The following is a 26,083-nucleotide window of genomic DNA, read 5'->3' as shown; positions in this document are numbered from 1 at the left end:
GATCCCGATCTCTCCGCCAAAAATTCACATTGGGACGTTCGCAGAAGTCCAGCAACGTCCAGAAAAAGCCGCTCTAGCCTTCGCTACAGCGGCTTTTTTGTGCGCTGACCTCCCGGGACGTCCAGCAGCGTCCCGCTCTTTTGGGGGCTTCAGGTCAAGATACGCTCACGCGGGTCACTGCGTCTCACAATTTTCGGCTGTGAACCATCCATCCTGCAGCCACTGCAGCTTGGCGGCAAATTGTTGCATTTGATTCCCTGCATTCTTCCATTCATCGCAACATGGGCAAAATTGCAATCGCGCCGGCTACACTTTGGCCACACAAGTCAAAAAAGGACACAGTATGCTGAGACGATTTCTCTTCGGCGTCGCCGCCGTTACCCTGGCGGCAGCTGCTACCGCAACCCCATCGGACGAGCTGTCGGCCGCCATCGCAGCGGCGAAGTCCGAGTCGAACGTGCCTGCCGTCGGCGCCGTCATCCTGCGCGACGGCGCCGTCTCGGCGCAGGCCGTGCTGGGCGTGCGCGAGGCAGGAAGCAAGGCTGCGGTGGCAGTCGACGATGTCTGGCTGATCGGTTCGACCGGCAAGGTCATGACGGTGGCCATGATCGCGCGCCTGGTCGAACGCGGCCTGCTGGCATGGGACACGCCGCTCGATGCCATGCTGCCCGACATGGCGCGAAGCATGCGACCTGAATACCGCAAAGTGACCCTGGTCGAGCTGCTCTCGCACCGCGCCGGCTTTGCGCGCGACCTGCGCAACGAAAAGACGATGGTGAAGTTTTTCCGCGACGACCGCCCCAGCGCGGATCAGCGCCTGAGCTATGTGGCCGCCGCCCTCAAGGACAAGCCGGAAGCGAAAGCGGGCACCTTCAGCTACAGCAATGCCGGCTTCATTGTCGCCACCGTCGTCGCCGAGCGCGCCGCGCATGCAAGCTACGAGGAACTGATGGGCGCAGAGGTATTCAAGCCGCTGGACATGACACGTACCGGCTTCGGCAACACAGGCGATGGACAGAATCGCGGCCACCAGCACGGCAAGCCGATGCTGAAAATGGCGCGGCTCGACGACGGCGCCCCCCGAATGTACGCGCCGGCCGGCTTCCTGCACATGAGCCTGGAGGACTGGGCGAGGTTCAATCTGGACCAGCTGGCCGGGGCGGCCGGCAAGGGCAAGCTGCTTTCGCCTGCTTCCTACCTGCTGATGCAGACGGCGCAGCCGGACAGTCCGGCCGGCCTCGACTGGGGTGTTCAGCAATCAATCGCCGGCCGTCAGGGTCCCGCGCTGGTGCATCAAGGCTCGGACGGCAACTGGCTTGCCATTGCAGTGCTGTTTCCCGAGCAAGGGACCGGCGCGCTGATGGTGGCCAATGCGGGTCCGGACATGGGCGCCGACCAGGTGCTGATGGGCTTGGCGGGGAAGTTGTTTATGCAGTTGAGTCCGGCCAAGTCGAAATAACTTGTTTGGCCGGTGCCGCACCGCGCTGAAAAAACGCAGCGAGGACGTTCCCGGCTGCGTCAGTCAGCGCAACAGCCAGTCCATCACGGATGACGTCTGAAGCGACTTGAAAACGGCTATTCCATCCGTTTCCTTTCTCGCGCAATGTCCGTATAAAGACGCCTCCTCGTTTGCAAACATGCCGTCTTTGGCTGTTGGGTACGACTGCTCACGTATATGCGGTCTCTGCGTGCCGAGATAGTCCCCTGATTCACCAGACACAGCCAATCTACTGCATCCGCGTCGTTTTCCTGCGCCTGGCGCGCCAGGTCGGGACGGCGCGTAACGCGTACTTACAACTGATACACCATCCATGTTGAACGCATTCTTTGCGCCCCTTAGGATGGGATCAGTTCAACAGGAGTTCACCATGCAAACTTTATCGACACCACTTCCCGCCCGCAAACATCCTCTGGCCATCGCAGCGGCTGCATCTGTCATCGTTGTGAGCCTGGTAGGCACCGCCGCGATCCTGGGCTGGCTGCCATCGTCGAACAGCACGGCCCTGCAGTCCGCCGCCGTGACGGTGCCGGTGCCAGTTCAGCAGCCGATGGCGCCGACCGCAGTACCCGTCGACGGTGCGATGCAAGCGCCTGTTGCTGCGCCACTGCAGGTGAATGCCACCCGTTTTCAGACCGCCGATGGCAGGACGTTTGAGGAAGTCAATCCTGCCGAACCGCGCGCGGTACCGCAGGCGATCAACAAGCCGGCGCCTGTTGCGCATCGCAAGGAGGTCCAGCATGCCGCACAGCCTGCGCAATCTCAGCCGCAGTCCGCGCAGCAAGCCCCGGCTTCGTCGCAGCATCCGGTCGCCAATTATGTCAGCGATATGAGCCCTGTCGGCACCGGGATTGGCGCCGTAGCAGGCGGCGTGTTGGGCAACCAGATAGGCGGCGGCAACGGCAAGAAGCTGGCCACGGTAGCGGGCGTATTGTTGGGCGGTTACGTCGGCAATGAGGTCGCACATGATCGCAACCCAGTGCCAGGTACTCAGAAGTAATTCGGCGCCTGAAGTCATTGCGAAACCGGCTTGAAGACCCCGTCATGTCATTCGAAAACACTGTCATGACGGTGTCCAACGCCTCTTGAAGCCACGCAGATGCGGCGCCATTCCCGCGTCCGGCGACATTGTCAGATCTGTCGAACGGCAGCCAGCACGACATCAATTGCACCCTTCTTTCCCGGTGGTTCCCAAGCCCGCAATCCCTGATCCTTGGCGAGCCGGATGCGATGCACTTTCATCGCGTCCAGAATATCGGCCGTCCCCGGCTCCTCGATCAACAGCGGCAAGGTCTGCGCAGCCTCCATGAAGAAGCGCTGGCTGGCAGCGTCGCCGTTCGACAGAAACGCGCCATCCCACCAGTCAATGATGATGCCCCCCGCACGGACCAAGGCGCCCTGCGTGACGAGGCGATTCGACTTCTGATTGTTGATTGGTTTTGATGCCGGCATCAGGTTCCAGGCATCGCCACAGGGCCAGGCGGCGAAGGGGAAGCAATGGTCGATGTCGTAGTCGCCCTTCAGCCGCTGGCCAGACCAAACGCAGTACACTGGCTTGCCGGCGGCGCGCATGCGCGCAACGGCCTCGCGCGCGATGCGCGTGTCGCGCTCCGGATCGGCCCAGACCAGAAGCGATTGCCCAAGCTGCCGCACATGCGGCGCGCTGGCGCCGGCATAACTCTCCATCAAGCGCAGCCACTCTGCGATCAGTACCGGCTCGATCCAGACGTTGTAGCGGCCCAGCGCCTGCCAGATCTGCAGCGGTACCCGCAGTTCGCCGAAACTCCAGAGAAAAGGCGCATCGATTGTCAAAGGCAACGGCGTGGCAATGCGGCGCTGCGGGACAATCTCGAAAATTGGCTGATCGCTGGCTGGCCAGCGCAGATACTTCGCAGGCATCAGGCGAATGATTTGCGCGATCTCTCCCAGACAGCGATGCAGCCGCGTGGCCGTGTCGCCATCGAAGACAGCGCCAACGCGCAGCTCGAACGGATTGATCGCACGCAGCGACGTGAAATTGTCGGTGACGAAGCCGGGACGCGATCCAGTACGCGTGACCGGCATTTGCGGCAGCGCGTTTTCAATCAGCGGCTTGTACATGCGCAGCCAGAACAAGGCCACCATCCCCAGCGGGATCGCCACGTAATCGGCTTCATGGCGCGCGGCGCCGTTGGCGGTATCGGCGATGCGCGCCAGGATGCGCAGCAGCGCGATTTTGTAGGTGGACGATTTTTCATCCACCAGCACCAGGTGACGCAGTAAGGGCAAGGCGCCGAGGCCATCGTCCGGCAAGCCAAGGACGGCGGTGGACCACGAGACACCAGCGCGCCCCAGCCTGTCCGGGCTGTCGTTAGAATGCAGCAGCCGCAGGCCAAATTGCTGCGACAGCGCCGTCAATTCGGACAGGGAGACGACGTGCATCGAGCGCGCCGCATCGGGCTCGCCCAGACGCAGGCTGATGGCGATGCGGCCGTTCGGTGCGAGCAGCGTCGCCAGCTTGCGCAAGGCGCGCGCACGCGATGCCGGCGGCACGTGCATCCACACGGCCGAGAGCAGGATGAAGTCGAAGCTCAAGCCAAGGCGGCGCACCTGCGTCAACTCCGGCAGGCTGTCGCAGAGCCAGTGGATGCGCGGGGAAGGATGGAGCGCGCGAGCGCGGGTGCGCATGGCATCGGAGGGTTCGACGGCGACGACGTCGTCGCCTCGGGCTGCAAACCACGCGGCATCGCGCCCGGACCCTGCACCAATGTCGAGGATCGTGGAGCCTGGCGCGGGGAGCAGATCGAGAAGCGACGGGTGAACTTCTTCAAATGCGAGCGACTCGTACTGGTCGATCAGCGGGCCGGCGTTTTGCTCATAGTGGAGAATGGTCGTCATCAGGCCCGGTGGTAGTGCGTCGGTGTTGACCTATTGTAATTGCATTACGACTCGCATCGCACTTACAGGCATCCATCGTGTCGCCTCGTCGCCGGCAGCGCCGTGTCGAGCCGATCGGTGCCCTCATTCTTGACCTTCGCGCGATGCTCGCGGCCATTTGCGCCTTGTACAGAAAACAAAATTGTTGGTTTTGCGATAAAGTTTTGACGTGCGATGCGGTGCCGAAGCGCCTAAATTAAGGTAGCACGCATGTTAAATCCTTGCTTTGTGGAACGACTTCAGCGATAGTTCTGTTGACCGGGCTCGGTCGCCAAGTCCTTTCCCGACGACGCCCATTGCCTTGCGCAGGCGCGATGTCATTGAACACGATTCGTCTCGTCGCGACGCCATCTGGCAGCGGCGGGCCGGGTGCACCACCGGCAGCACGACCGTCCTGTTATGAAAATTCGTTCTTACCTTCTGCTCATGGCAGTGGCGATCATTGTGCCGATCGCCGTCTTCGCCGCCTTCGCCCTGCAGATTCTGCTGCGGTCCGAACGCGAGACCGCCTTGCGCAGCCTCGACGAGACCGTGGTGGCGTCGGCCCTGCTGGTAGACCGCGAACTCAGTAGCGCGGAAGCGGCATTGCGCGTGCTGGCCCGTTCGCCCAATCTGTCGAGCGGCGACATGGCCGATTTTTATGAGCACGCGCGCACTGCCGACCGGGGCGTCGGCGGGCGCACGGTGCTGTACGACGCAGAAGGCCAACAGATACTCAGCACGCGGATACCGGCCGGCGCCAAGCCCGATCCGCAGCCCGATTCCGTGCGCCAGCGCATCGGTCTTGTCATTGACATGCAAAGCACGGTGGTATCGGACGTGATCAGGGGCGGTGCCAATGACGCGCCCGTAACGACGATCAATGTGCCGGTACCGCTCGACGGGGGGCGGCGCTTCGTGCTGGCATCCGCGTTTGCCCCCGATTATTTCCTCAAACTGATCGCGCGGCGCCCCTTGCCCGCACCGCTGACGCTGGTCATTCTCGACCGCTCCGGCCACTTCATTGCCAATTTGCGCCACCCGGGCAAGCTCGGGCAGAGCGCCAGCGCCGAACTGGTGAGCGCGACGCAGAAATTCGAGCAAGGCCACGTGCGCATGCGCAACGGCGATGGTGTCGACTCGTATTTTGCTTTTACGCGCTCAAGCATGTCGGGATGGCCGGTGGTGGTCAGCTCGCCCGCCAGCGTCGTCGAAGGCGCGGCACGGCGCGCCGTGGCAATGGTCGCCACGGGCTTTCTGGTTGCGCTGTGCATTGCCGGCGCAGCGGCCTTTCTGTTCGGGCGTCGCCTGATTCGCTCGCTCTCTGGTGCGGCGCGTGCCGCCACGGCGCTCGGCGCCGGCGTGCCCGAGCGCACGTATCAAGGGGGCATCGTCGAGGTTGACCAACTGTACGAGGCCATCAGCGAGAGCGGCAAGCAACTGGCGCAGTCCGAAGCGGCGCGGCGGGCCTTGCTGGGGCGCGAGCAGACTGCGCGACGCATCGCCGAGCAGGAAAATCGCACCAAGGACGAGTTTTTGGCCATGCTGAGCCACGAACTGCGCAATCCGCTGTCGGGCATCGTTGGTGCGGCCCAGCTTTTACGCCTGAAGAACGCGACGGCGGCGATGACCGAACGCGCCACCCAGATCCTGATCAGCCAGAGCAAGCATCTGACCCATATCGTCGACGATTTGCTTGACCTCGCGCGCCTGTCGCGCGGCAAGGTGACCCTGCACTTGCAGCGGATCGAGCTGAGCGCGCTGGTGCAAAGCGTGCTCGACGCGCGTGGCCTGGCCGGCGTGGTCTCGCACAGCCTCACGTTTCAAGGCGAGGAAGCTTGGGTGCAGGGCGACCGCACCCGGATCGAACAGGTGGTCACCAACCTGGTCGGCAATGCGCTGAAATACACGCCGGAGGGCGGCAACATCGACATCGCCGTAACCGCCACTGCCACCCACGCCTGCCTGGAGGTACGCGACACGGGTGTCGGCATTGCGCCGGAGTTGATGCCGCGCCTGTTCGACATTTTCGTCCAGGGCAATGTGACGATCGACCGGCCGCAAGGCGGCCTGGGCATCGGCCTGTCGCTGGTGCACCAGCTCGTCGAGCTGCACGACGGCACGATCGAAGCGGCCAGCGAGGGCGTGGGCAAAGGCAGCACCTTCACGCTGTGCCTGCCGCGAACGTTGGCGCGCACCGACCTTGCCGCCCGCGAAGCGTTCGTCACCGACGTCTCGCATCACACGGGCACCGTGCTCATCATCGATGACAACGAAGAAGTGCGCACCATGACGGTTGCCAACCTGGCGGCGGCCGGCTACACCACGCTTGAAGCGGCCAACGGCGTTGACGGCATCGCACTGGCGGGCCAGCAGCCGCTCTGCGCCGTGATCGTCGACATCGGCTTGCCGGGCATGGATGGCTACCAGGTCGCCGGTGCGCTGCGCGCCAACCCGCTGACCGCGAACCTTCGCCTGGTGGCGCTCACCGGTTACGGACTGGAAGTGGATCGGCAGCGCGCCTTCGCAGCCGGCTTCGATGCGCATTTCGTCAAGCCGGCAAATTTCCCGCAGCTCATCGCCAGCCTCGCGGGCTGATCTTCAGCTTGCGCCCTTTTTCAGCCATAGCGTTCAGGCGTTTTGGGTCAGTGCACACAATCCAACACAAGCTCAGCGCTAGCGACCGTCGTAGCCATTGCCCTAACGACGAGACCGTGTTGGATTGTGGGCACTGACCACGTGGCCCGCCTACGAGTTGGGGCGCTGCTGCCTCTCGCACGCGCCAGCGTGCCGGGTGACCATCAAGCCGAGTAATAAACGATCCGGTGGATTTTGTGTGCCCGAGCGTGATGTGTCAACGCGCTTATCTATTTGTGTAAAACCCTCAGCTGTGGGTCTGACAACGTGGCCTGGGTTTTGAGGTAGGCCGAGCCCACTGCGTGTTTATTTGCAGGTGATGCAAGCCGATTTTCCGGTCAATAGGGTGGCCAGCGAGAGCAATACGACGATCCCGACGACAATTAGCACGTCACCGCCTTGCATGCGCGTCCTGATTGGAGAAGGATCCAGGCTTCCGCGGGCGGAGTCATTCATCGCCCGAACCGTGACCTGGTAGGGCCGGTTGGTGGCTTCGCTCCCACCGATGCTCGGCGCACTATTCTTCTTGAAACGCGTGCCGTCGATCGCGCCCTTGAGGACATGGAAGCCGCGCTCGCGCTCGACAAAACCGAGTGCGAGCGCCTGTGCCTTGCCGGCGCCACCATCGTCGCTTTCCCGGTAATTCAGCTCCCATCGGCCGGTGATATGCGACGGCGTGTCAAGTTCGAAGGTGCGGAACTGGGCACTCAGCTGATTGCGCAAGGGAGAGTGCAAGGCCGCTACCAACGTTTGGGGCGGCTTGAACACATAGTCGTATTTCCTGCCGACCACGGCCATGACGTCGCCGCTCGGTGTGATGGCGAGGTGGGAGAAAATCTCGACATAACTTGGGGGCGAGACCCCCTTTGACGCGCAGCCGGCCGCGCTGCCGGCGGTCGCCAGGATGAAATGTCGTCGTGTGATCATGAAATTGTCCTTGGCGGATAGGGGTCAACACCACACTACTGACGGTTACATATTTGCGCAAGAGAAATATTTTAGCCCGGAAAACTTCCTGTTGCGTCTAATGAGGATGGGCGGAGAATCACGCTGATGGAGCGGGAACCATTGGGGCGTTACCGTCTTGAACGGCAAGCCTTCTTGCTAACAAATTTGCGTCGAACGGCGACTCGTTTGGCGATGAGAGGCACCGACGGTGCTGACGAACTTATTCCAGTGAGCGGACGCGAACCGCTATTCCGAAAAAAGTGCAGGACTCGACAAAGCCGCCGCTTCAGCGACCGCAGTGTCGATGAACGCGCGCAGTTTCGGCTGCTGTTGCGTTCGCACTGGAAAATACAAGAACAGGCCGCTCGTTGACGGCACGAACGCCTGCACCACGCGTTCGAGGTGGCCCGCTGCGATGTCGGCGCCGACCTCCATGTCGGGCAGGTAGGCCAAGCCCAGGCCGGCAAGCGCGAAACTCCGGATCAGGCCCGTGTCATTGGCCACCAGCTTGCCGGCCGTCTCGACCTGGAACGTGTGCCCGTCACGCTGGAATGCCCAGCGGTGTAAGGCACCGGAGGCGAGGAAACGATAGCCAATGGTGTCGTGCCTGGTCAGATCCTCCGGCGTGCCGGGGCGCCCGGCATGCGCAAAATAGGCAGGCGCGCCCACCACCGACCAGCGCAACTCGGGCGTCAGGCGCACCGCCACCATGTCCTGGGCGACGGCCTGGCCCAACCGGATGCCGGCGTCGAAGCCGGCCGCCACCAGGTCGACTGCGCTGTCGTCGAGCGATATGTCGAGTGCGACGTCCGGACAGGCGAGCCGGTAGCGCACGCTCAGTGGCAAGATCAGCAAGGCTCCCAGGGCACGCGGCATGGTCAGGCGCAAGGTCCCCGTCGGGCGCCCGCGCGTGGCGTGCAAGGCCTCGAACGAGGCCTCGACCTGCTCGACTGCGCCGCGCAGGCTGGCCGCCAGGCTGGCGCCGGCCTCGGTCAAGGCGACGTGGCGCGTGGTGCGCTGGAATAACACCACGTCGTGGCGCAACTCGAGCAATTTGACCGCCTTGCTGACGGCCGTGGTCGTCACGCCCAGGCGCGCGGCGGCGGCCGTGAAACTGTGCAGTTCAGCGACGGCCAGAAAGGATTTGAGGCCATCGAACGAGGTATCTATCATGGCGCGTGAGAGGTTTATTGTGAACTTTAGGGACAAAGCGAATGTACCATCATCACCTTAATTTCTATAGTCTCGGGGCATATGATGGTTTTCATCGCCAATACGACACGCCGTCTTCGCTTACCCTCGAAGGAGACACCACCATGACCCTGCATTTACCCCAGCCAATCGCCGCGTTTTTCCTTGCGCACAGCCGTGACGGCGAGGACGTCAGCGACTGCTTCAGCGGCAGCGCCGTCGTTACGGACGAAGGCAAGGCCCATCACGGCACTGCCGCCATCAAGCAATGGCATGAGGCCGCGTCGAAGAAATTCACTTACACCTGCCAGCCGTTTGCGGCCGAGCAGCGCGATGGAAAGACGGTCGTCACCAGTCAACTGGTCGGCAACTTTCCCGGTAGTCCGGTCGACCTGCGCTACGCCTTCGTCGTCAACGGCGACAAGATTGCCAGCCTGGAGATTGCGCCATGAGTACCCGTCCCCCACTGCACGGCTGCCGCGCCGTGGTGACCGGCGGCACCAAGGGCATCGGCGCGGCGGTGGTGGCGAAGCTGCGGGAGGCCGGCGCCACGGTCATCACGGGCGCCCGTTCGGTGCCGACGTCCTTGCCCGACGGCGTGCATTTCACGATCGCCGACCTGTCGACTGCGGCCGGTTGCAGCGCGTTTGCCCAGGTGGCCTTCGCCACCCTGGGCGGCATCGATATCGTGGTCCACGTCGTCGGCGGATCGAGCGCCCCGGGTGGCGGGTTTGCGGCGCTCGATGACGGCGAATGGACGCGCGCGCTCGATCAGAATCTGATGGCCGCGGTGCGGCTCGACCGCGCCGTGCTGCCATCGATGGTCGCGCAAGGCGCCGGTGTCGTCATCCACGTCACCTCCATACAGCACCACATGCCGCTGCCCGAGTCGACCACCGCCTACGCGGCAGCCAAGGCGGCCCTGTCGACCTACAGCAAGAGCCTGTCGAAAGAAGTGGCGCCCCATGGCGTGCGCGTTATGCGGGTCGCGCCGGGCTGGGTGGAGACGGACGGCGCAGTCGAACTGGCCCAGCGTCTCGCACGGCAGGTCGGCACCGACTACGAGGGCGGCAAAAAAATCATCATGCAGTCGCTCGGCGGCATCCCGCTGGGCCGTCCCACCCGGCCGCAGGAGGTCGCTGACCTGATCGCCCTTCTGGTGTCGGACAAAGCCGCCGCCATCACCGGTGCCGAATATCTGATCGACGGCGGTACCGTGCCAGTCGCCTGACGCTAGCCGTTCCGCAGACCATTGGGCCGGCCGCGGGGCCGAGGGTCAGGTCTAGCAAACATAAGCTCGCCTGTTTCCCACTCCAGCGCTCCGATAGCGCAAACGAATCGATGTATGTTTGTTAGACCCCGTGCATCATTTACATCTGTTTGATCAACGCATCAAGGCGGATACGAGATAAATAATATTTATCTCCTTCCTTGCTTGAACCAAGCTCGATCAGGTAAAAATTACCTCCGCTCTGGCGCAAAAATAAATGGGGGTCACCTAAGATGAGTGATTTTCCAGTTGAAGGCCGCGCTGGATCAATTCGAAGGTCGACTTGCTTTGCAAACGGCATTACCGCGTTATTCGGATCGAACTCTCCCCGCAAGAGAGATTGAGCGGCCGACTCGATCATCGCGACCTGTCGACCATTCTGCGGCCAGATATAGGAATATCCAAAGCCGTTTTCGAAGTACAACTTCTTATGGAAATTACTGCTATAACGCTCGCCCAATACGACCAATACCTGGAAGGGTGAGCTGGTTTGAAAGGCTTCGCGGGGCTGACTCGATTTGTCCGAGATGACAGTTACCCCTATCCAGCGCCTGCGGCCGGCGACGGTACTTATTTTAAAGTTCTTTTGGTCAGGGCTGCCTGCGGCTGAAAACTGCGCAAGAATCTCGCACCCGAGAATGGCATTTGGCACCGCCGGGCGGCCACATTCTAGTTCACGCCCGATGATAGACAACGCCTCAGCGCTGATGTCAGGAATGTCAGTTACTTGCGAATTTGACAATCCCGCCATCCCAGCAAGTCCCAAGCCCACAAGAATACGCGTAGCCATTCGGATTCGTGTTTGCATAAGATAATTTTTAAAAATGCATGCTCGAACAGGGAAAGATGTGAATGCACAGTGTACATACATTTCTAGTCACCAAAGTATGAATCAGATTTAAAAACTACACGGGCGCCGGGGTCAGTGCCCACAACCCAACACAAGCTCATCGCTAGCGACTGTCGCAGCTGCCCTAACGACGAGACCGTGTTTGATTGTGGGCACTGACCCCGTGGCTCCACTCCCCCGCAAACACGCTCAGGCTAATGGCGATGCGGCCGTTCGGCGCGAGCTGAGCAAGGCGCGACATTTAACAAAAAATTACCACTCTCTCGGTGCAATCACGTCTTCAATGTCGACATCGGCGAAACCGTAAGTCCGGACAATATATTCAAAATCAGCGCCCATGACTTCGCGCGCCTCAGTCTCCAGTTCGCTGTTGTTTTCATCAAACTCTCCTTCGAGCGCATTGATTTGTACCGTCGCTGCATGCGTGATTGTCAATAGCGCTGCCTCGCTTTGCGGATTCACCTGTCCGATCTCTTCGCACAGTGCAATCAGAATGGTTTTGATTTTGTCGACGAGGAAATCGGGGAAATACCCATCGTTGTACATGCCGCGTAGGAAATCATACTCTTTGAGGTTCGGGTTCTGAATGGACATGGCGACTCTTTTCCAATGGATGAACGTGGTGGGTATGACCCTCCGCGGATGATAGCACTCTGCCCTGAAAGCGCGACACGCGCCCCTGAAATTCATTCAACAATGGTGGAATGCCGCACCATGCCCTGAACCGCCATGCAACCCAGCAGCTGCAGGACTGACCGTGTGCTTTCTAACCTTCTGCTTTCGCCGTTATCTTCTGGGGCGTGAGGGTCAGTGCCAACAATCCGACACAAGCTCATCGCTAGCGACCGACGCAGCTGCACTAATGACGATACCGTGTTGGATTGTGGGTACATGATCCTACGAGTCGCTACAAGTAACGACTAACCGATTAGGATGGTGTAAATCACCATGAAGTTTTAAGAGGTGTAAACCTGCATTAGAATTCCCAACTGACAACTGTTCTTCTGAAATCTGCGGAGTACAATATTTGTTTATTCGCGAATACGCTTGCTCGAGCAAGAAGTCAAAATTAGTTGTAATAACTTTTTCAAACGGTAGACGGAAAAATGCCTCATGTGTCCGCGATGGTTGGATTGAGCTCACAAGCAGCGCTTCCGACATAAACTCTCCAAGTTTTACGCGCGAGTATTCGTGATTGTAAGCTGATAGCGCTTCAAGCGCGGTGGCGTATTGATATTCTGGCAACGAATCCGCTGCGCTAAGCCCTAGACCATCCCAATCTAGCATTTTCTTGCCTGCTGGAACTGCCGCATTTAAAGAAAAGTCGGCGCCGATAAACGGTAAGCACCGGCCCTGTACGAGATCATCTAAAAATGGTTTTGGAAAAAACGGGATAGTCATTCATGATAACTATCAACAATCCGAAAGAAATTTCTATGATGCCACCCTGCCACGGGAAAATTAATAAATCAACAAGCTTCAGTAATTCGTAGAATATTTGTATGTGGCATGAAAGATACGATGGGCATGGATGGGGACATACTCAATTTTTCTCCAATCTGATTTCAGCATTGATGCGACGCGTCGCCGCCAACATTGATGCCCCTCTCCCATTGCTTCCAAGCGCGACGAATTTTCACGGCCCCCTTCAGTACCGGCTATTGGCAAGAACCAAGCCACAGACACGGCACGGAACCGCTGAATTGGCGGGCGCCTGACTCACCCCCGCCAGGCAGCAAGCCCTGCCTGGCGCAGCGCTGCGTCAAACGCGGCCTGGGCTTGCGCCCCACCCCGCCAGTGGCAGCGCACCGGCGGGCGCGCGGCGCACGGCGGCGCGCGTCGGTGCGGCATTTGTCTCGAAGCCAGCGTCCAGCTTGAACAGGCTGACTGTCTCGGCCAGTGCGCCGGCCTGGGCCTGCAGCTTGTCGGCGACAGCGGCCGCGTCAACCACCAGCGCGGCGTTTTGCTGGGTGACATGGTCGATCTCGCTGATCGAACGGGTAACGCCGTCGATGCCCGCGCTTTGTTCACGGCTGGCGTTGAGAATGTCGGCCATGATGACCGTCACTTGCTGGATGCTGCCGACGACTTCTTCCATCGTCGTGCCGGCTTCCTTGACAAGCTTTCCGCCGGCATCGACGCGCGCGACGGAAGCGTCGATGAGCGACTTGATTTCGCGCGCCGCCGTGGCCGAGCGCTGGGCCAGGTTGCGCACCTCGGAGGCGACCACGGCAAAGCCGCGTCCCTGTTCGCCGGCACGCGCCGCTTCCACCGCCGCGTTCAGCGCCAGTATATTGGTCTGGAACGCGATACCGTCGATGACGCCGGTAATGTCGACGATCTTGCGCGACGCGGTGCTGATCTCGTCCATCGTGCTCATCACCTGGCCGACCACGCTGCCTCCCCTGACAGCGACCGACGACGCCAGGGTCGCCATCTGGCTGGCCTGCTGCGCATGGTCGGCGCTCTGGCGCACAGTGGCGGTCAGCTCTTCCATCGAGGCGGCGGTCTCCTCCAGGCTGGCCGCTTGCTGTTCGGTACGGTTAGACAGGTTCTGGTTGCCGCGGGCATTTTCCTGCGACGCGGCCGCGATGATGTCGGTGCCGCCGCGCACCTGTGCGACGATAGTCGAGAGGCTGTCGCGCATGCCTTTCATGGCGAACAGCAGGCTGCTGGTGTCGCCGTGCGCGACCCGGATGTCGCCGCACAGGTCGCCAGCGGCGATACGCTCGGCCACGCGCGTGGCGAACTCCGGCTCGCCGCCCAGCTGGCGCAGCAGATTGCGCGCCAGCAGCACGGCAGCAGCGACGCCGGCCGCCAGGGCGACGCCACTGAGCAGAAGAAGAAAGGTGCGGCTTGAGCGGTAGATGGCGTCGATGTCGTCAGCCGTACTGTTGATGTGCGCGCGCTGCAGGTCCAGCAGCTTCTGTACACGGCCCTGGTAACTCGCCGCGACCGGTAAAAACGTCTTCTCGAACATATTGCGTGCCTGGAACAACTTGCCCTCGGTGCGCAGCTGCACGATTGCCGCGCCAGCGGTATGGTAGGCATCGCGATCGGCGCCAATTTCTGTGAACAGGCGCTTTTCCTCGGCGCTTGCCACCAGCTTGCCGATCTCCTCCTGCAGGCGCGTCGTGCTCGTTGCCGATGCCAGCGCGGCAGGCTCGAAATACGCCTGCAGGCTCAGGTCGGAACTCTTTGCAATCGCTGTCGTGCGGGTGATGCCCGTGCTGATCGCCTGGTACCAGTCGCTGATCATGCGCTCCTTGGCCAGCGGAGTCTGCGTCATATTGCGTGTGGCTTGCGCCACCGTGGCCAGGCGCCAGATGCCGATCGTGGTGACCAATAGCATCAGCACCAGCACAACACCAAAGGCCAGCCCCAGGCGCGCGCGCGTCTTCAAGTTTTTCATGCATGTCTCATGTTTTAATTGATGCGAATAAATAGCAGCGCGGCTGGTCTATGCCAGCTCGCGCGGCCACGCAATCTCCGGGTTTTATATTTCTTCGGAAACTTTGGATACTCTACATCAGGTAGTCGGGAATGTTCAAATTCGCCCACCATTCATCCGGTCGACCGACGAAAATCAATGAAGGGCCAGGGGTCCGTGCCAGCGCTCCCCACTGCGACAGTGCGCAACAAAGGGCAGGGATTGCGTTCGCTTCTGCCACATTGTAGGACGCATGGGGACGACTGAACGCTGCAGACCACGAAACGGCACGTGCCAAAGGCAGGTCGACATGCTTGCTGTTGACTCAACGCACCCTGTATTTGACGGCCTCGCACGATTAGCAATTGGGCGCCGCGCATTGGCTCAGTGTCCGAGCATCAGGGGACAACCAGTCTGATAAAGAGGATTTACCGCGCGTGATATTGCGCCTTGTTCTTTCTGAACGCCTCGATCAAGGCCTCGCAAACGCCAACGAAATCGACCAACTCCTGCGGTGCCATACGATCGTGGATGAATTCGTACTGCACCCGCGCCACGGCCATACCTGGCGGGCCTGCCACCAGGTTGTAGCGCTCGACAAGATCGATACGCTTCGCCATGCAAGCGTATTCTTTGACAAGCTAGGCAGATGCCGTCCGGAAGGGTGGCGCCTCAGTGCTGAGATAGGAAATCATGGTCTCCCCCGCTGTAAATTTTCGCGTGTTTTTTTCTGGCACAACACGATGATTATTAACTGACTTCAGACAGGAACTCGTTCGCCGCGCAGAGATGACAGTGTCAATCTCGGGTCATGGCCAGCACCGCAGGCGTTCGGCCGATCGGCGTCGTCGTTCCTGAATCAGCTTGACAGGGAGCTAACGCAGCGCGACTATCTTTTCGGTTATCGTGATTTTTCGGCATGAAAAGGTAAGGTGGATCTGATGCAAAATCGTCTATCCGGTGCGCGTTGCGCGTGCTGTTACGCCGCCCTCACAGTGCTGGCCCTGTCGGCTTGCCCGCTCGCGGCAATAGCACAAGCCGTCCCTGCCCCATGGCCGGCATTGCAAGCGTCATACTTCCCCGGCAAACAGCTCGAACCCGCCCCATTCATCCACATCAGCGCCCCCACGCGCGCAGCCAGCGGCGACCAGGTGCCGTTTGCTTTCAGCATCGATCACCCGATGACGGCGACCAGTTACATCAAGGCGGTAACCGTGCTGGTCGACGCCAACCCGGTGCCGGTGACGGCGGTATTCCACTTCACGCCGGAAAGCGGCAAGGCGGAAATGTCCACCCGAATCCGCTTTGATACGGATTCGCCGGTACACGTCGTCGCCGAGTCGAACGACGGCAAACTGTATGTCAGCACGGTGACCGTCAAGGCCTCGGGCGGTTGCGGCGGCAGCATCGCGGGCGACGATCCGGCCGTCATGGCGGCGGCGGGCAAAATGAAGATGGCGCTGACCGGGCCGTCAAAGGTTGGCGCGATCAACAAGGCCAGGCTGCTGATCAGGCATCCGATGTACACCGGCTTGCAGCGCAACCTCACCACCAATGGTTTCCGGCCTGCGTATTTCATTCAACAGGTCAGCGTGTCGTACAACGGCAGGCAGGTCCTGGTGGCGGACACCTCGATCGGCCTCAGTGAAAATCCGACCCTCGAATTCGGCTTCGTCGCCGACCGGCCCGGCGCGCTGACCGTGGTCTTGCAGGACAATACCGGCGCCACCTTCCGCCAGGCGATCGATGTCGGTGGCTGACGGGGTATGCCCGCTGCGCCTGAGCGCGCTCTTGTTGCTGCTGGCCGCAAGCATCTGCGTGCCGCTGGTCGCAGCGCCCCTGCATGTCGACCAGGTGGCGCCGGGCGTGTATGTGCACATCGGCCAGCACAAGGATTTCGAGGATGGCTACGACGGCGACATCGCCAATCTCGGTTTTATCATTGGCACCGAGGCGGTCGCCGTCATCGACACGGGTGGCTCCTACGCGGTGGGCATGGCCCTCAACGATGCACTGCGCACCATCACGCAGCTTCCCGTGCGCTATGTCATCAACACACATGGACATCCTGATCATGTGTTCGGCAATGCCGCCTTTTCGCACGCCGATGGCGCCGGGGTTCAGCCGCAATTGATCGGACACGCGCGGCTGCCGGGCGCACTGGCCGCGCGCCGTGACGCCTATCTGCGCAACCTGACCATGCAACTGGGAAAAGGCGCCGCAAAAAGTGTGCTGCTTGCGCCAGGCCAGACCGTGCAAGACCACCTCACCCTCGATCTCGGCCAGCGCAAGCTGGAACTGACTGCCTGGCCAGGCGCGCATACGGACAACGATCTCACCGTGTTCGACAATGCAAGCGGCACGTTGTTTACCGGTGATTTGCTGTTCATCGAGCGCACCCCGTCCATCGACGGCGACGTCAAGGGATGGCTCACTGCCACCCAACAATTGAAACAGCTGCCTGCCGCCGTGGTCGTCCCCGGGCATGGACCCGTCACCCGGGATAAAAATCAGGCGCTGGAGCGGCAGGCGGACTATCTGTCTACCCTGCTGCGCGATGTGCGTGCCAGCATACGTCGCGGCGACACCATGACCGCGACCATGACCACGGCGGCCGCCAGCGAACGCACGCGCTGGCAGCTGTTCGATGTCGTCAACCGGCGCAATGTGAATCTGCTGTTTCCGCTTCTGGAATGGGAGTAAGGATGCGCAGGCGGACCTTCCTCGAACTGGCCTTGAGCGGCCCGGCCTGGCCCGCGCTGGCAGCGCCAGGCAGGGACATTGCACGCGCTGCCAGCCTGGGGCGCGTGGTCGTGGTCGGCGCGGGCTTCGGCGGGGCCACGGCAGCAAAGTATCTGCGGCTGCTCAGCGGTGGACGCATCAACGTCATCCTGGTCGATCAGCGTGCCGATTTTATTTCCTGCCCGGTCAGCAACCGCGTGCTGGGCGCGCAAAGGACGCTTGAACAAATCACGTTCGGCTACGATACGCTTGCGCGCCACCATGGCGTCAAGCGCATGACTGGCAGCGTGACGGCGATCGATGCCGACAAGTCGCGCATCGTGGTGGCCGGCAAACCATTGTTGTATGACCGCCTGATTGTCGCCCCAGGCATCGATTTTATGTACGACGCCTGGCCGGCGCTGGCCGGCGCGCAGGAACAGATTCCCCATGCCTGGAAAGCGGGCCCGCAAACGCGTCTGTTGCAACGTCAGTTATTGGATATGCCCGACGGCGGCGTGTTCACCATCGCGCTGCCATTGCTGCCCTACCGCTGTCCGCCGGCACCCTACGAGCGCGCCTGCCAGGTGGCGTTCTACCTGAAAACGCACAAGCCGCGTTCCAAGGTCATGGTGCTCGATGCCAATCCCGTCATCACCTCGAAACGCGCCCTGTTCGAGCGCGCCTTTCGCGAACTGTATCCGGGCATGATCGAGTATGTGCCGGGCAGCGAGGTGCAACATGTCGATGTTGCGACCAGGCTTGTCACGACCGCGTTCGAGCGCGTCGCATCCGATGTATTGAATATCATTCCACCGCAGCGGGCCGGCCAGCTGGCGCAAGCGGCCGGCCTGGCCAACGTCGACGGGCGCTGGTGCGAGGTCGACTTTCTCAGCTATGCATCGAAGGTGCTGCCACGTGTGCACGTGATTGGCGACGCCATCGATGCCGGCTTGCCCAAGTCGGCCCACATGGCCAATGCCCAGGCAAAGATATGCGCGCGTGCCATCGTCTCCCTGATGCAGGGGCAGGCGCCCGACCCGGCGCCGGCCTTTGCCAACACCTGCTACAGCTTTGTCGACGATCGGCAGGCGATGCATATATCGACCTTGTACCACTACGACGCGGCGAAAAAAAGCATGCAGGCGCAAGGTGAGAGCTTCCTGTCGGCGCAACGTTCGGCCGAAGAAGGCGCGGACGCGGATGCGTGGGCGCGCCAGATCTGGGCCGACGTGCTCACTTAAATGGCGGGAACAGGTCGGCGCCGACGCGACCTTCGCCAGAGGACAAAGCGACAATTACGTCGTTGCTGCAGCCGGCGTGGGCTCGCACACGCACGAACTGCTGTTCCTAATGAGAACTAACCGCACTGTATGGACCTGCCGCCCCAATTCTGCCGGCCGAACTAGCACTTGTAAGCCGCCCCGGCGCAACTACCTGGCAGTCCGCCCTTCCCCGGCTGGATGGCGTGCGCCAGCGACGACGCTGGCAGCCTCGATCAGCGCCGCGCGGCGCGGCAGGTCGGCACGGGGCGCGATGGCCAGCAGTTGCTCAAAATAGGTGCGTGCGGCCTCTGGATCCCCGGCCAGCCCGGCTGCTTTCGCGGCGCCGTACAGCGACCAGAACCGGTGAGGTTGGCGGGCCAGCGTCGACTTGAATTCTGCCAGCGCCAGTTGCGGCTGGGTGGCTTCCAGCAAGAGTTCACCCAGCATCTCGCGCGCCGGCACGAACGGCCCCGGCGTGATCGAGGCCAGTTCCGTGACATCTTCCATCGCCGCCGCCCGCAGCAGCAATGCGCGCCCGCGGGCAATGTCACCGCGCGCCACGGCCCATTGCGCCGCCACTTCCAGCCCTTGGATCTCGACCTGGTCGGCCCAGTAACTGTCGTTCGCCGCGCGCAGCCGGTCGCGCAAGTCGGCAAGCGCGGCAATCGATTGCTCGGCGATGGCGGCGTTTTTCAGATGCGCGGCGCCGAGTCCTTGCGTAAAAATCGTGATGGCATCGGCGTAGGGAAACGGGCTTGGGCGCGCTTTCAGTGCGATCGCCGCGGCCCAGTCGCGTCGCTCCAGGCAAAACCGCGCCGGAATGGCGGCATAGGCAAAAAATGCTGCCGAGGCAGGCGCCGCCCCGCTTGCATGGGCTGGATCGAAGCGCTGAAACGTCGCCTCCGCCGCGCTGACGAGTTTCCTGGCCGCCCCGTCCTGCGCGCTCTGCAGATAGGCATACACCATGTAGTCGCTGGCATGGAGTTCGTCGGCCGGTTGGCCCGCCCGGCGGGCCGATTCTGCCGATGCCAGATTGGTCGCGATCGAGGCCTGCCAGTCGCCGATGCGCGTAAAGGTGTGCGACGGCATGTGCAAAGCATGCGGCGTCGACGGGGCGATGTCGCCATAGCGGCGCGCTGCCGCCGCGGCGCGCGCGGCCAGTTCGGGTTCGTCGTAGGCGTGGATGATGTAATGCGCCAGCCCCGGATGGTGGGGAAAGCGGACGAACAGCGCCTCGAGCATGGCACCGGCCTTGCGCTGCTTCGCGTAGGTCTTGTCGGCCGGGTCGGCCGCCGCGGCCAGGGCCAGCGCGTAGAAAATACGCGCCTCGGTGTCGTCCGGAAAGTCGGTGCTCACCTTGGCCATCGCCGTTTCATAGGCGGCTACCCGGGCTGGCTGGCGGATGCGTGCACTGTCGACATACAGATGCGCCACGGCGTCGAGATAGGCGCGTTCGCGCGCAGTGCGCGCGGCAGCGGCCCGGCCGGCGTCGACTGCCGCAAGTCCCTGCGCCAGTTGGGCGGGTGATTTGTAGCCTGCGAACGGATTGCTCCAGCTCGACAGCGCGATGCCCCAATACGCCATCGCACAATCGGGGTCGCGCCGCAGCACGCTGCGAAAGCCGTCGCTGGCTGGCCCGAACTGGAACGAGTGCATCAGGGCCACGGCACGATTGAAGTCAGGCCGGATCGTGCTCTTGCATGAGGTGCGAAAGTCGACGGTGCCGAGCGTTTCAGGCGCAGCGTGATGATGGTCCGCCTGGTCCTGCACTGCGGCAGCAAGCGGCGCGGCCAGGATCAGAAGGGATGCCGCGATAACGCGGAATGTGCGCATGAAGGGGCTCCTTGACACGGCGGGATCGCGGCTTGTCCAGATCCTCGAATGGCGTCGATGCTATCACATGGCAACGTGTTGAAACAGCCGGCCTGATACTGCGCGCGCGTCGATCCATGGCTGCACCAAACGGATCATTCACCGCGCCCGCATGCATGGCGGCGTCCAGCCCGCTCCCCGTACCGGAAAACAGGCTTGTCCGTTTTATCAGGTCTACGGCGTGCCGATGAGATTCACGCTGAGTGTGCCGGCATCGTTGCCGGAAATCCAGCCGACACGTCCCGCATTCGGGCCGCCACCGAACCGGATCAAGGGCGCGTCGGCCGTGAATTCCACGCCGGTCGGCAAGTAACTGGCCAGCAGTTTCAGGTTGGCGTCGAGCAGGACGAGGTGCCACTCGATGACCTTGTTGGTGCGGTCGGCCGATTTCCACAGTCCATACGTCACCAGGATGTTGTCACCGACCGCTTCAAGTTTCGGCGTGATGGCCTGGACGCCAGCACCATTGGTGGTCAGCCAGGCACTCGTTTTGGTGGTGCCATCGGTGCCGCTCGCCAGCACGATGCGCACATCACGTGCCGCGCGCGCCTGGCTGGTGGTGTGCACCATGGCGAACGTGCCATTCGCCAGTTTGATGAATTGACCGGTCTGCGCATTGGTGGCGTTGTCACCCTGGGTACCGTCGATTGCCAGATAGGATTGGTCGAACAGCGTGCGATCGTTCTTTGCATAGCTGGCGTAGGAATAGGCCAGGAAGCCCAATTGGCGCGCGTAAGCGTCGCCGTGCGCCAGCAGGTAGGCAGTGCCGTTGTCGATCAGCAAGCGCTGGTTGAAATTGTGCGAATACAGCCAGCCTGAGCCCATGAAGTCGCTGGCGCCGCCGGGGGCAATCGGCTTGCCCGATACCGGGTCGACATAGCGCAGGTAGCCGGCCTGGTGGCGCGTGCCATTCAATCCCCATGCCATCTGGTGCGCCACATAGATCAGCAACTTCTGGCCAGCCGCATCGTAAGCGAGTACGCCACCACCGGCTGCGCCCGGATTACCCTTGCTGCCATCTGCGGTGTTGTCTTTGTCGCCGAACAGCAAGGTATCCCAGAGCGGCGTGGCAAAACTGGCGCTGGCCGACTTGGCCACCTTCAGCATATTGCCGTTGACGTTATTCACGTTGCCCGCGACGGCATTCTTGAAAGGGTGGTCGGCGTTATAGGCAATGTAATACGCGCCGGCGCTGTCCCGGGTAAATCCCAGCAGCTTGTAGGTGAGTATGCCGGTGCTGGTGGTGGTGCCGGTGCTCAGGTCGGGATTGACGTGGGTGATATTGATTGCGTGGGGCGTGCTCAAGCCGCCGGCGTTGCGGCCAGCGGTTCCCGCATAGTCAAGCCAGGCAACATCGACGCTGCCGTCGGTGTTCGCGTAGGTAATGATCGGATTCGGGAAACCGTAATTCGATACCGGATTGGCGGGAATAAAACCATCGTCGAAAAAGTTGGCTTTGACGCTGAACAGCTTGCCGCCGTTGCCGGGCGCAATGACAGTCGATGTCACGCCGAACACGCCGGGTGTGGTGGCGGGCGTGGTGGCCGGTGTCGTGGCCGGTGTGGTGGCAGGCGAGGTTGCAGGCGTGCCCGTGCCCGTGCCAGTGGAGGTCCCGGTTGGCGTCGTCGCCCCGGTGGTCGTGCCAGTCGCCGGCGTTGCGGCAGGGGTGGTGGCCACTGCACCTGGCGTCGTCGATCCCGAGCCGCCGCCGCAGGCAGCGAGCAACGCTGACGACAGCAGTAAGGCTGTCAAACCAGGCCGGTTAAACAGGACTGGTTGATATTTTTCGCTTGAATAAAAACGCTGCGCCATGATTTGATTTGATTGGTGTTGGAGATTTCGCCGACTCGGCGCTTTCGTCGCGGATCAGCGCTGGGAATACTGATGTAATAAATCAGATGGCGAAAATCTTATGTTCAGTGGATAGCGGTGTCAAATATATTTCTGGATGGTTTAATTTTCATGATTATAAAAATCATATAAAATGGTGGCAAACTGATAAAACGCCTGAATTGGGAAAGTGAAGATTTTTTTCCTCAGGAACGCGGCAACGGGCGATTCGTCGGGCACGTTCTTCACGAAGCAGGTATGAATAATATAGAACAAGGATTTTATTCAACCCAATCAAGGAATTGAATATTAAGAAAATTGCACATATTGGCGGCAATTCGAGATACAGCATTGCCAATGGCGTGTTGTATTTACCCGACTGTCACAACCATATTGTTCACCTCGACGGGAGTGGGCCCATCGAGTCAGTCGACCCTGATGTGTTTTTATGTCGCGCGCGACGTACCCGGCAGCAGCGAGTGGCGTGCATGGGATCGGCAGGCGAGCGCATCGCAAGCGTCCAGTCACAGCGCCTGCGCCTTGGCAAACGCCTGCCTTCCCACTTGGCGGCCAACGGCGCCGCCTTGGGCGCCTCGGCATCGCGCCCGACAGGCTAGCGCTGCAGCTGGTCCAGGACCCGGTCGAGCGCCACCATCAGGGTGGCGGCCTCGAAACCATCGGATTTATTTAGCAGCACCGCGTAGCTGGCGCCGGAGCGGCGCTGTCGCAGGATGGTCTGGCTGCCGCATAATTTACCGAAAGCGAACTGGTCGAGCGGCGCGCGCAAGAGTGTGCCGGTGCCGGCGGTGGGCAGTTCGGCGGCGTCGCCGCCCCAGATCTGGTAGCGTGCGCCAAACTGCGCCATGGCTTTGGCGGTCGTCAGCGCAAATCCCACCGAGACCCAGTTGGGTGCGTGGATGACGCCATCGTTGGCCTTGACAGTGGCGCCCGGCACGAAGGTACTGGCCCCGGTCTCGGAGCAAATATAGTTCGGTTCGCGCGGGTCATGGTCCTTGATCAGTGACGCGGCGCCCCGGAAATCGGCGCCGGCCACGCCCAGCGGCTGGAACACGGCCTCGTTCACGTAAGCGACGTACCCCATGCCGGACGCTTGCTCGATAATCTGTCCCAGCACCAGATAGCTGAAATTGGCATACGCATAGCGTGCGCCTGGTGCGAAGTCGAGCGCGCGCGCCATGCGGTAGCCGATGATATCGGTGCGCTGCGGTGGCGCCGACAGTCGCAGGCTTTGCCGGATGGCGGCCTCCTGGGTGATCGGATCGCCCGACACGGCGGGATCGAATCCGGCCGTCATCGACAGCAAGTGCAGGATGGTGATGTCGGCGGCGCGCGCATCGGCGCCGGCGCCGGTCAGGCCGGCTGCCAGCCAGCAGGGGGCGTTGCGGCCATTGCAAAACGCATGGTCGCTCAAGGCCAGCTTGCCGGCGCTGGCCAGGCGCTGAATGGCGGCGGCCGTGACCGGTTTGACGATACTGGCCGTGAGCATCAGGGCGTTGGCCGGCAGCGCGATGGTCGCAGCCGCATCCTGGTGGCCGTAGCCCTGCTCCAGCAGCAGCTGGTCATGGTGGACGATGGCGATGGTGGCGGCAGTCACGCCGCTGGACGCCATGAACTGGCGCATGACGCAATCGACGGCGCCGGCGGCCTGTTGCGCCACGGGGCAGTCGATCGCTGCAGCCTGGCCGCTGGCGCTGGCGCCGCCACAGGCATTGAGCAGCGCCGTCATGGACACGAAAAGCACCGCGAGGGCGCGGCGCGGACGCGCGCACCAGATCGGCCTGGATAGGGAATGCATGGGGTTTTTGCCTTTTTTACAAGGCGGCCAGGCATCGGCTTGCCCGGCGGGCTGCCTTGATGCGCCGCCGATGACGTGGAAATCGACACCGCAGCGGGACCGCATGCTGCCGAGTGTAAGGAGGCCAAGCTTCGGCTTGGCTAAAGGGCACCCCGGCAAGCGTCTGCCTAACTCGCGGCGCAGTGGGCAAAACTCTGACAGCAAACTGAACGACGAGTCAGAGCGATGGCAAGTTGACGGATTTGCTCCCTGTCCCAGATGCTGAAAACCTGCGGATCAACAGCTTCGATCGCCAGCGCAAACGCAGGTCCTCCCTGATTCGCTGTGCATGCTTGCATTGCCTCATACATTGCCCAGCCACAGCGCCTGCGCCCTGGCAAACGCCTGCCTTCCCACTTGCTGGCCGAGGGTCTGTCCAGCGGTGTTGCCGGAATCGAAGTGGATGCCGCCATAGATGCGCGACAAACCTGCCTGCGCGGCGGCCGCGCTGAAAGTTGGCCACTGCAACACGACCTCGGCTTGCGGCGCGCCGGTCTCGATGGCCATCGAGCGCGCGGCCTTGGTAAAGGAAGCGCCGAACAGGTCGCTGCCGGTAAAACTGCGCAAGACCTGCGCTGCGGCGGCGCTGAAGGCGCTGTGACCGGAAACGTGTTCGGGGAAAGCGGGCGTCGGAAACGTCATCGGCTGATAGGGGATCCAGGACTCGCCCTGGATCTGGCGCAAGCCCCCTGACGGACCCAGCGGTCCATAGCCGGGGATGGTCTGGCCGTGCAGCAGGTAGCGCACGGCGCTGATCGGGCGTACCGAATCGTAGGCGCGCTTGGCGTCCCAGGCGGCGACGGCAGCGTCGGACAAGGCGTTGGACAGGGCAAACAGCAGCTTGATTTCGTCGTCGTCGGTATGGCGGTCGCGTTCCGACACGTACAGGGCGAACAACAGCCAGTGTCCGGGCGGCAGTTCGGAATTGGGGCCGTCGGCCCAGTATTCAGCAATCACTTTCTGCTCGTCGGTGAGAGATGCCTGCAGTTCGACGATGTGGCGTACCTGGGCCTCGTACAAAGCGCTGCCAAACGCTGGCGGCGGCGCAGGCCGCAACTGGTCGCTGGACGCCAGCGCGAACGGCGTGACGTGGGACCAGGCGGCGCCCGTGAAGAGCGGCGTGCGCACCACGCCGGCGGCGTCGGTGTAGGTCAACGGTTGCCAGTGACCAGGTGCGGGGATCAGCTCGCGCGGCGTGGGGGCGCTGACGATCATGGCCGGGTTTTTCGGCACGTAGCCGGTGTAGTCTGCATATGGCACGGCGCCGGGCGTCAGGTTGCCCAGCTGGTTGGCGCCGTCGGCATGGCAAACATCGAGCTCGGCGCGGGCCGCGGCCAGCCCGAGCGCGGCAGGCGTCCCGCCATCGGTGCTGCCCTGGCTGACATTCAGGCTGGCAAGGTAGGCGTCGAACGCCGCCTGTTCGGTGGGGAACTGGTCGACCAGCGCGGCGTGGGCGGCGTAGCTGATGGCCATCGCCTTGTTGGCGTCACTGCGCTCGGCCACGGGGCGCCGTGGCTGGCCTGGCCTGGTGGGCCGCGCCAGCGCATCGTATTGGCACCAGGCGTTGTACATGCAGGTGGCCAGAATGGCGAGCGAACGCGCCGCCATCGGCGGACCTGGCTTGACGGTGCGTACAGCCTGCAAGGCGAGATTGGTCCAGCCGCTGACCACTTTCAGGCGGGTGGACTGCGCGCGAGGCTCACTGGTCGAAACGTCCCCGCCACCGCCGCATGCAGCCAATACGCTGCCAATTGCCGCGCCCGCGCCCAGCTTGAGAAAAATACGCCGTTCCATGGCTGCTCCCGTCTGATCAGAAGCATC

20 protein-coding genes are annotated in these 26,083 nt (G+C 62.0%); 8 read left to right on the top strand and 12 right to left on the bottom strand.

Annotation, left to right across the window (positions count from 1 at the left end; all coding sequences use genetic code 11):
- Positions 1-343: 343 nt before the first annotated feature.
- Together V6M87_RS25000 and V6M87_RS24995 are read left to right on the top strand one after the other, a co-directional pair.
- Positions 344-1,459: a serine hydrolase domain-containing protein gene (locus V6M87_RS25000; protein ID WP_332879392.1), complete on the top strand. Its 1,116-nt coding sequence runs from the start codon at positions 344-346 to the stop codon at positions 1,457-1,459.
- A 409-nt stretch (positions 1,460-1,868) separates the two neighbouring features.
- A complete protein-coding gene (locus tag V6M87_RS24995) occupies positions 1,869-2,498 on the top strand; it encodes a glycine zipper 2TM domain-containing protein (protein ID WP_332879391.1) in 630 nt (209 codons plus the stop codon).
- Between the two features lie 131 nt (positions 2,499-2,629).
- On the opposite strand, the gene V6M87_RS24990 is transcribed toward V6M87_RS24995, so the two are convergent.
- Positions 2,630-4,375 (bottom strand): class I SAM-dependent methyltransferase, encoded by a 1,746-nt coding sequence (locus V6M87_RS24990; RefSeq protein ID WP_332879390.1) that lies wholly within the window; start codon positions 4,373-4,375, stop codon positions 2,630-2,632.
- A 438-nt stretch (positions 4,376-4,813) separates the two neighbouring features.
- Here V6M87_RS24990 and V6M87_RS24985 point away from each other — a divergent pair, with 438 nt between their 5' ends.
- Positions 4,814-6,991, top strand: coding sequence for a hybrid sensor histidine kinase/response regulator (locus tag V6M87_RS24985; protein WP_332879389.1), 2,178 nt, complete (start codon positions 4,814-4,816; stop codon positions 6,989-6,991).
- Between the two features lie 345 nt (positions 6,992-7,336).
- On the opposite strand, the gene V6M87_RS24980 is transcribed toward V6M87_RS24985, so the two are convergent.
- Together V6M87_RS24980 and V6M87_RS24975 are read right to left on the bottom strand one after the other, a co-directional pair.
- Complete coding sequence (locus tag V6M87_RS24980) at positions 7,337-7,957, bottom strand: hypothetical protein (protein ID WP_332879388.1); 621 nt, start codon at positions 7,955-7,957, stop codon at positions 7,337-7,339.
- Between the two features lie 267 nt (positions 7,958-8,224).
- Positions 8,225-9,151, bottom strand: coding sequence for a LysR family transcriptional regulator (locus tag V6M87_RS24975; RefSeq protein ID WP_332879387.1), 927 nt, complete (start codon positions 9,149-9,151; stop codon positions 8,225-8,227).
- Positions 9,152-9,294: 143 nt separating this feature from the next.
- On the opposite strand from V6M87_RS24975, the gene V6M87_RS24970 reads away from it, so the two are divergent.
- On the top strand, positions 9,295-9,621 hold the full coding sequence (locus V6M87_RS24970) for a nuclear transport factor 2 family protein (RefSeq protein ID WP_332879386.1): 327 nt from the start codon (positions 9,295-9,297) through the stop codon (positions 9,619-9,621).
- Positions 9,618-10,400, top strand: a complete 783-nt coding sequence (locus V6M87_RS24965; protein WP_332879385.1) for an SDR family oxidoreductase — start codon at positions 9,618-9,620, stop codon at positions 10,398-10,400. Before V6M87_RS24970 ends, V6M87_RS24965 begins: the two co-directional genes overlap by 4 nt.
- A gap of 139 nt (positions 10,401-10,539) precedes the next feature.
- Here the strand turns inward: V6M87_RS24965 and V6M87_RS24960 are convergent, their stop codons facing one another.
- The 5 genes from V6M87_RS24960 to V6M87_RS24940 form a co-directional block, all read right to left on the bottom strand.
- Complete coding sequence (locus tag V6M87_RS24960) at positions 10,540-11,229, bottom strand: hypothetical protein (protein WP_332879384.1); 690 nt, start codon at positions 11,227-11,229, stop codon at positions 10,540-10,542.
- Positions 11,230-11,541: 312 nt separating this feature from the next.
- Positions 11,542-11,883: a DUF5713 family protein gene (locus V6M87_RS24955; protein WP_332879383.1), complete on the bottom strand. Its 342-nt coding sequence runs from the start codon at positions 11,881-11,883 to the stop codon at positions 11,542-11,544.
- A 303-nt stretch (positions 11,884-12,186) separates the two neighbouring features.
- Positions 12,187-12,690 (bottom strand): SIR2 family protein, encoded by a 504-nt coding sequence (locus V6M87_RS24950; RefSeq protein ID WP_332879382.1) that lies wholly within the window; start codon positions 12,688-12,690, stop codon positions 12,187-12,189.
- 361 nt (positions 12,691-13,051) lie between these two features.
- Positions 13,052-14,701, bottom strand: coding sequence for a methyl-accepting chemotaxis protein (locus V6M87_RS24945; protein ID WP_332879381.1), 1,650 nt, complete (start codon positions 14,699-14,701; stop codon positions 13,052-13,054).
- 446 nt (positions 14,702-15,147) lie between these two features.
- Entirely contained in the window at positions 15,148-15,339 is a 192-nt protein-coding gene (locus tag V6M87_RS24940; protein WP_332879380.1) for a hypothetical protein, read from the bottom strand.
- A gap of 321 nt (positions 15,340-15,660) precedes the next feature.
- Between V6M87_RS24940 and V6M87_RS24935 the strand changes: the two genes are divergently transcribed.
- From V6M87_RS24935 to V6M87_RS24925, 3 genes are read left to right on the top strand one after another with little or no spacing between them, the layout of a single operon-like run.
- The gene (locus V6M87_RS24935) at positions 15,661-16,479 is read left to right on the top strand and encodes a quinoprotein dehydrogenase-associated SoxYZ-like carrier (protein ID WP_332879379.1); all 819 of its coding nucleotides are present in this window, start codon (positions 15,661-15,663) and stop codon (positions 16,477-16,479) included.
- Positions 16,466-17,422, top strand: a complete 957-nt coding sequence (locus tag V6M87_RS24930) for a quinoprotein relay system zinc metallohydrolase 2 (protein WP_332879378.1) — start codon at positions 16,466-16,468, stop codon at positions 17,420-17,422. Before V6M87_RS24935 ends, V6M87_RS24930 begins: the two co-directional genes overlap by 14 nt.
- Before the next feature lie 2 nt (positions 17,423-17,424).
- Positions 17,425-18,684, top strand: coding sequence for an NAD(P)/FAD-dependent oxidoreductase (locus tag V6M87_RS24925; RefSeq protein WP_332879377.1), 1,260 nt, complete (start codon positions 17,425-17,427; stop codon positions 18,682-18,684).
- Between the two features lie 189 nt (positions 18,685-18,873).
- On the opposite strand, the gene V6M87_RS24920 is transcribed toward V6M87_RS24925, so the two are convergent.
- From V6M87_RS24920 to V6M87_RS24905, 4 genes are all read right to left on the bottom strand, one after another.
- Positions 18,874-20,538: a hypothetical protein gene (locus tag V6M87_RS24920; protein WP_332879376.1), complete on the bottom strand. Its 1,665-nt coding sequence runs from the start codon at positions 20,536-20,538 to the stop codon at positions 18,874-18,876.
- A gap of 213 nt (positions 20,539-20,751) precedes the next feature.
- Positions 20,752-22,329, bottom strand: a complete 1,578-nt coding sequence (locus V6M87_RS24915; RefSeq protein WP_332879375.1) for a hypothetical protein — start codon at positions 22,327-22,329, stop codon at positions 20,752-20,754.
- 691 nt (positions 22,330-23,020) lie between these two features.
- Positions 23,021-24,223, bottom strand: a complete 1,203-nt coding sequence (locus tag V6M87_RS24910) for a serine hydrolase domain-containing protein (protein ID WP_332879374.1) — start codon at positions 24,221-24,223, stop codon at positions 23,021-23,023.
- A 342-nt stretch (positions 24,224-24,565) separates the two neighbouring features.
- The gene (locus V6M87_RS24905) at positions 24,566-26,056 is read right to left on the bottom strand and encodes a vanadium-dependent haloperoxidase (RefSeq protein ID WP_332879373.1); all 1,491 of its coding nucleotides are present in this window, start codon (positions 26,054-26,056) and stop codon (positions 24,566-24,568) included.
- Between the last annotated feature and the right edge of the window lie 27 nt (positions 26,057-26,083).

Source organism: Massilia sp. S19_KUP03_FR1 (assembly GCF_036688685.1).
Lineage (GTDB): Bacteria > Pseudomonadota > Gammaproteobacteria > Burkholderiales > Burkholderiaceae_D > JALYUM01.
Note: the sequence above shows the minus strand (reverse complement) of the source record. Positions and strands in the feature narration are given on the sequence as shown.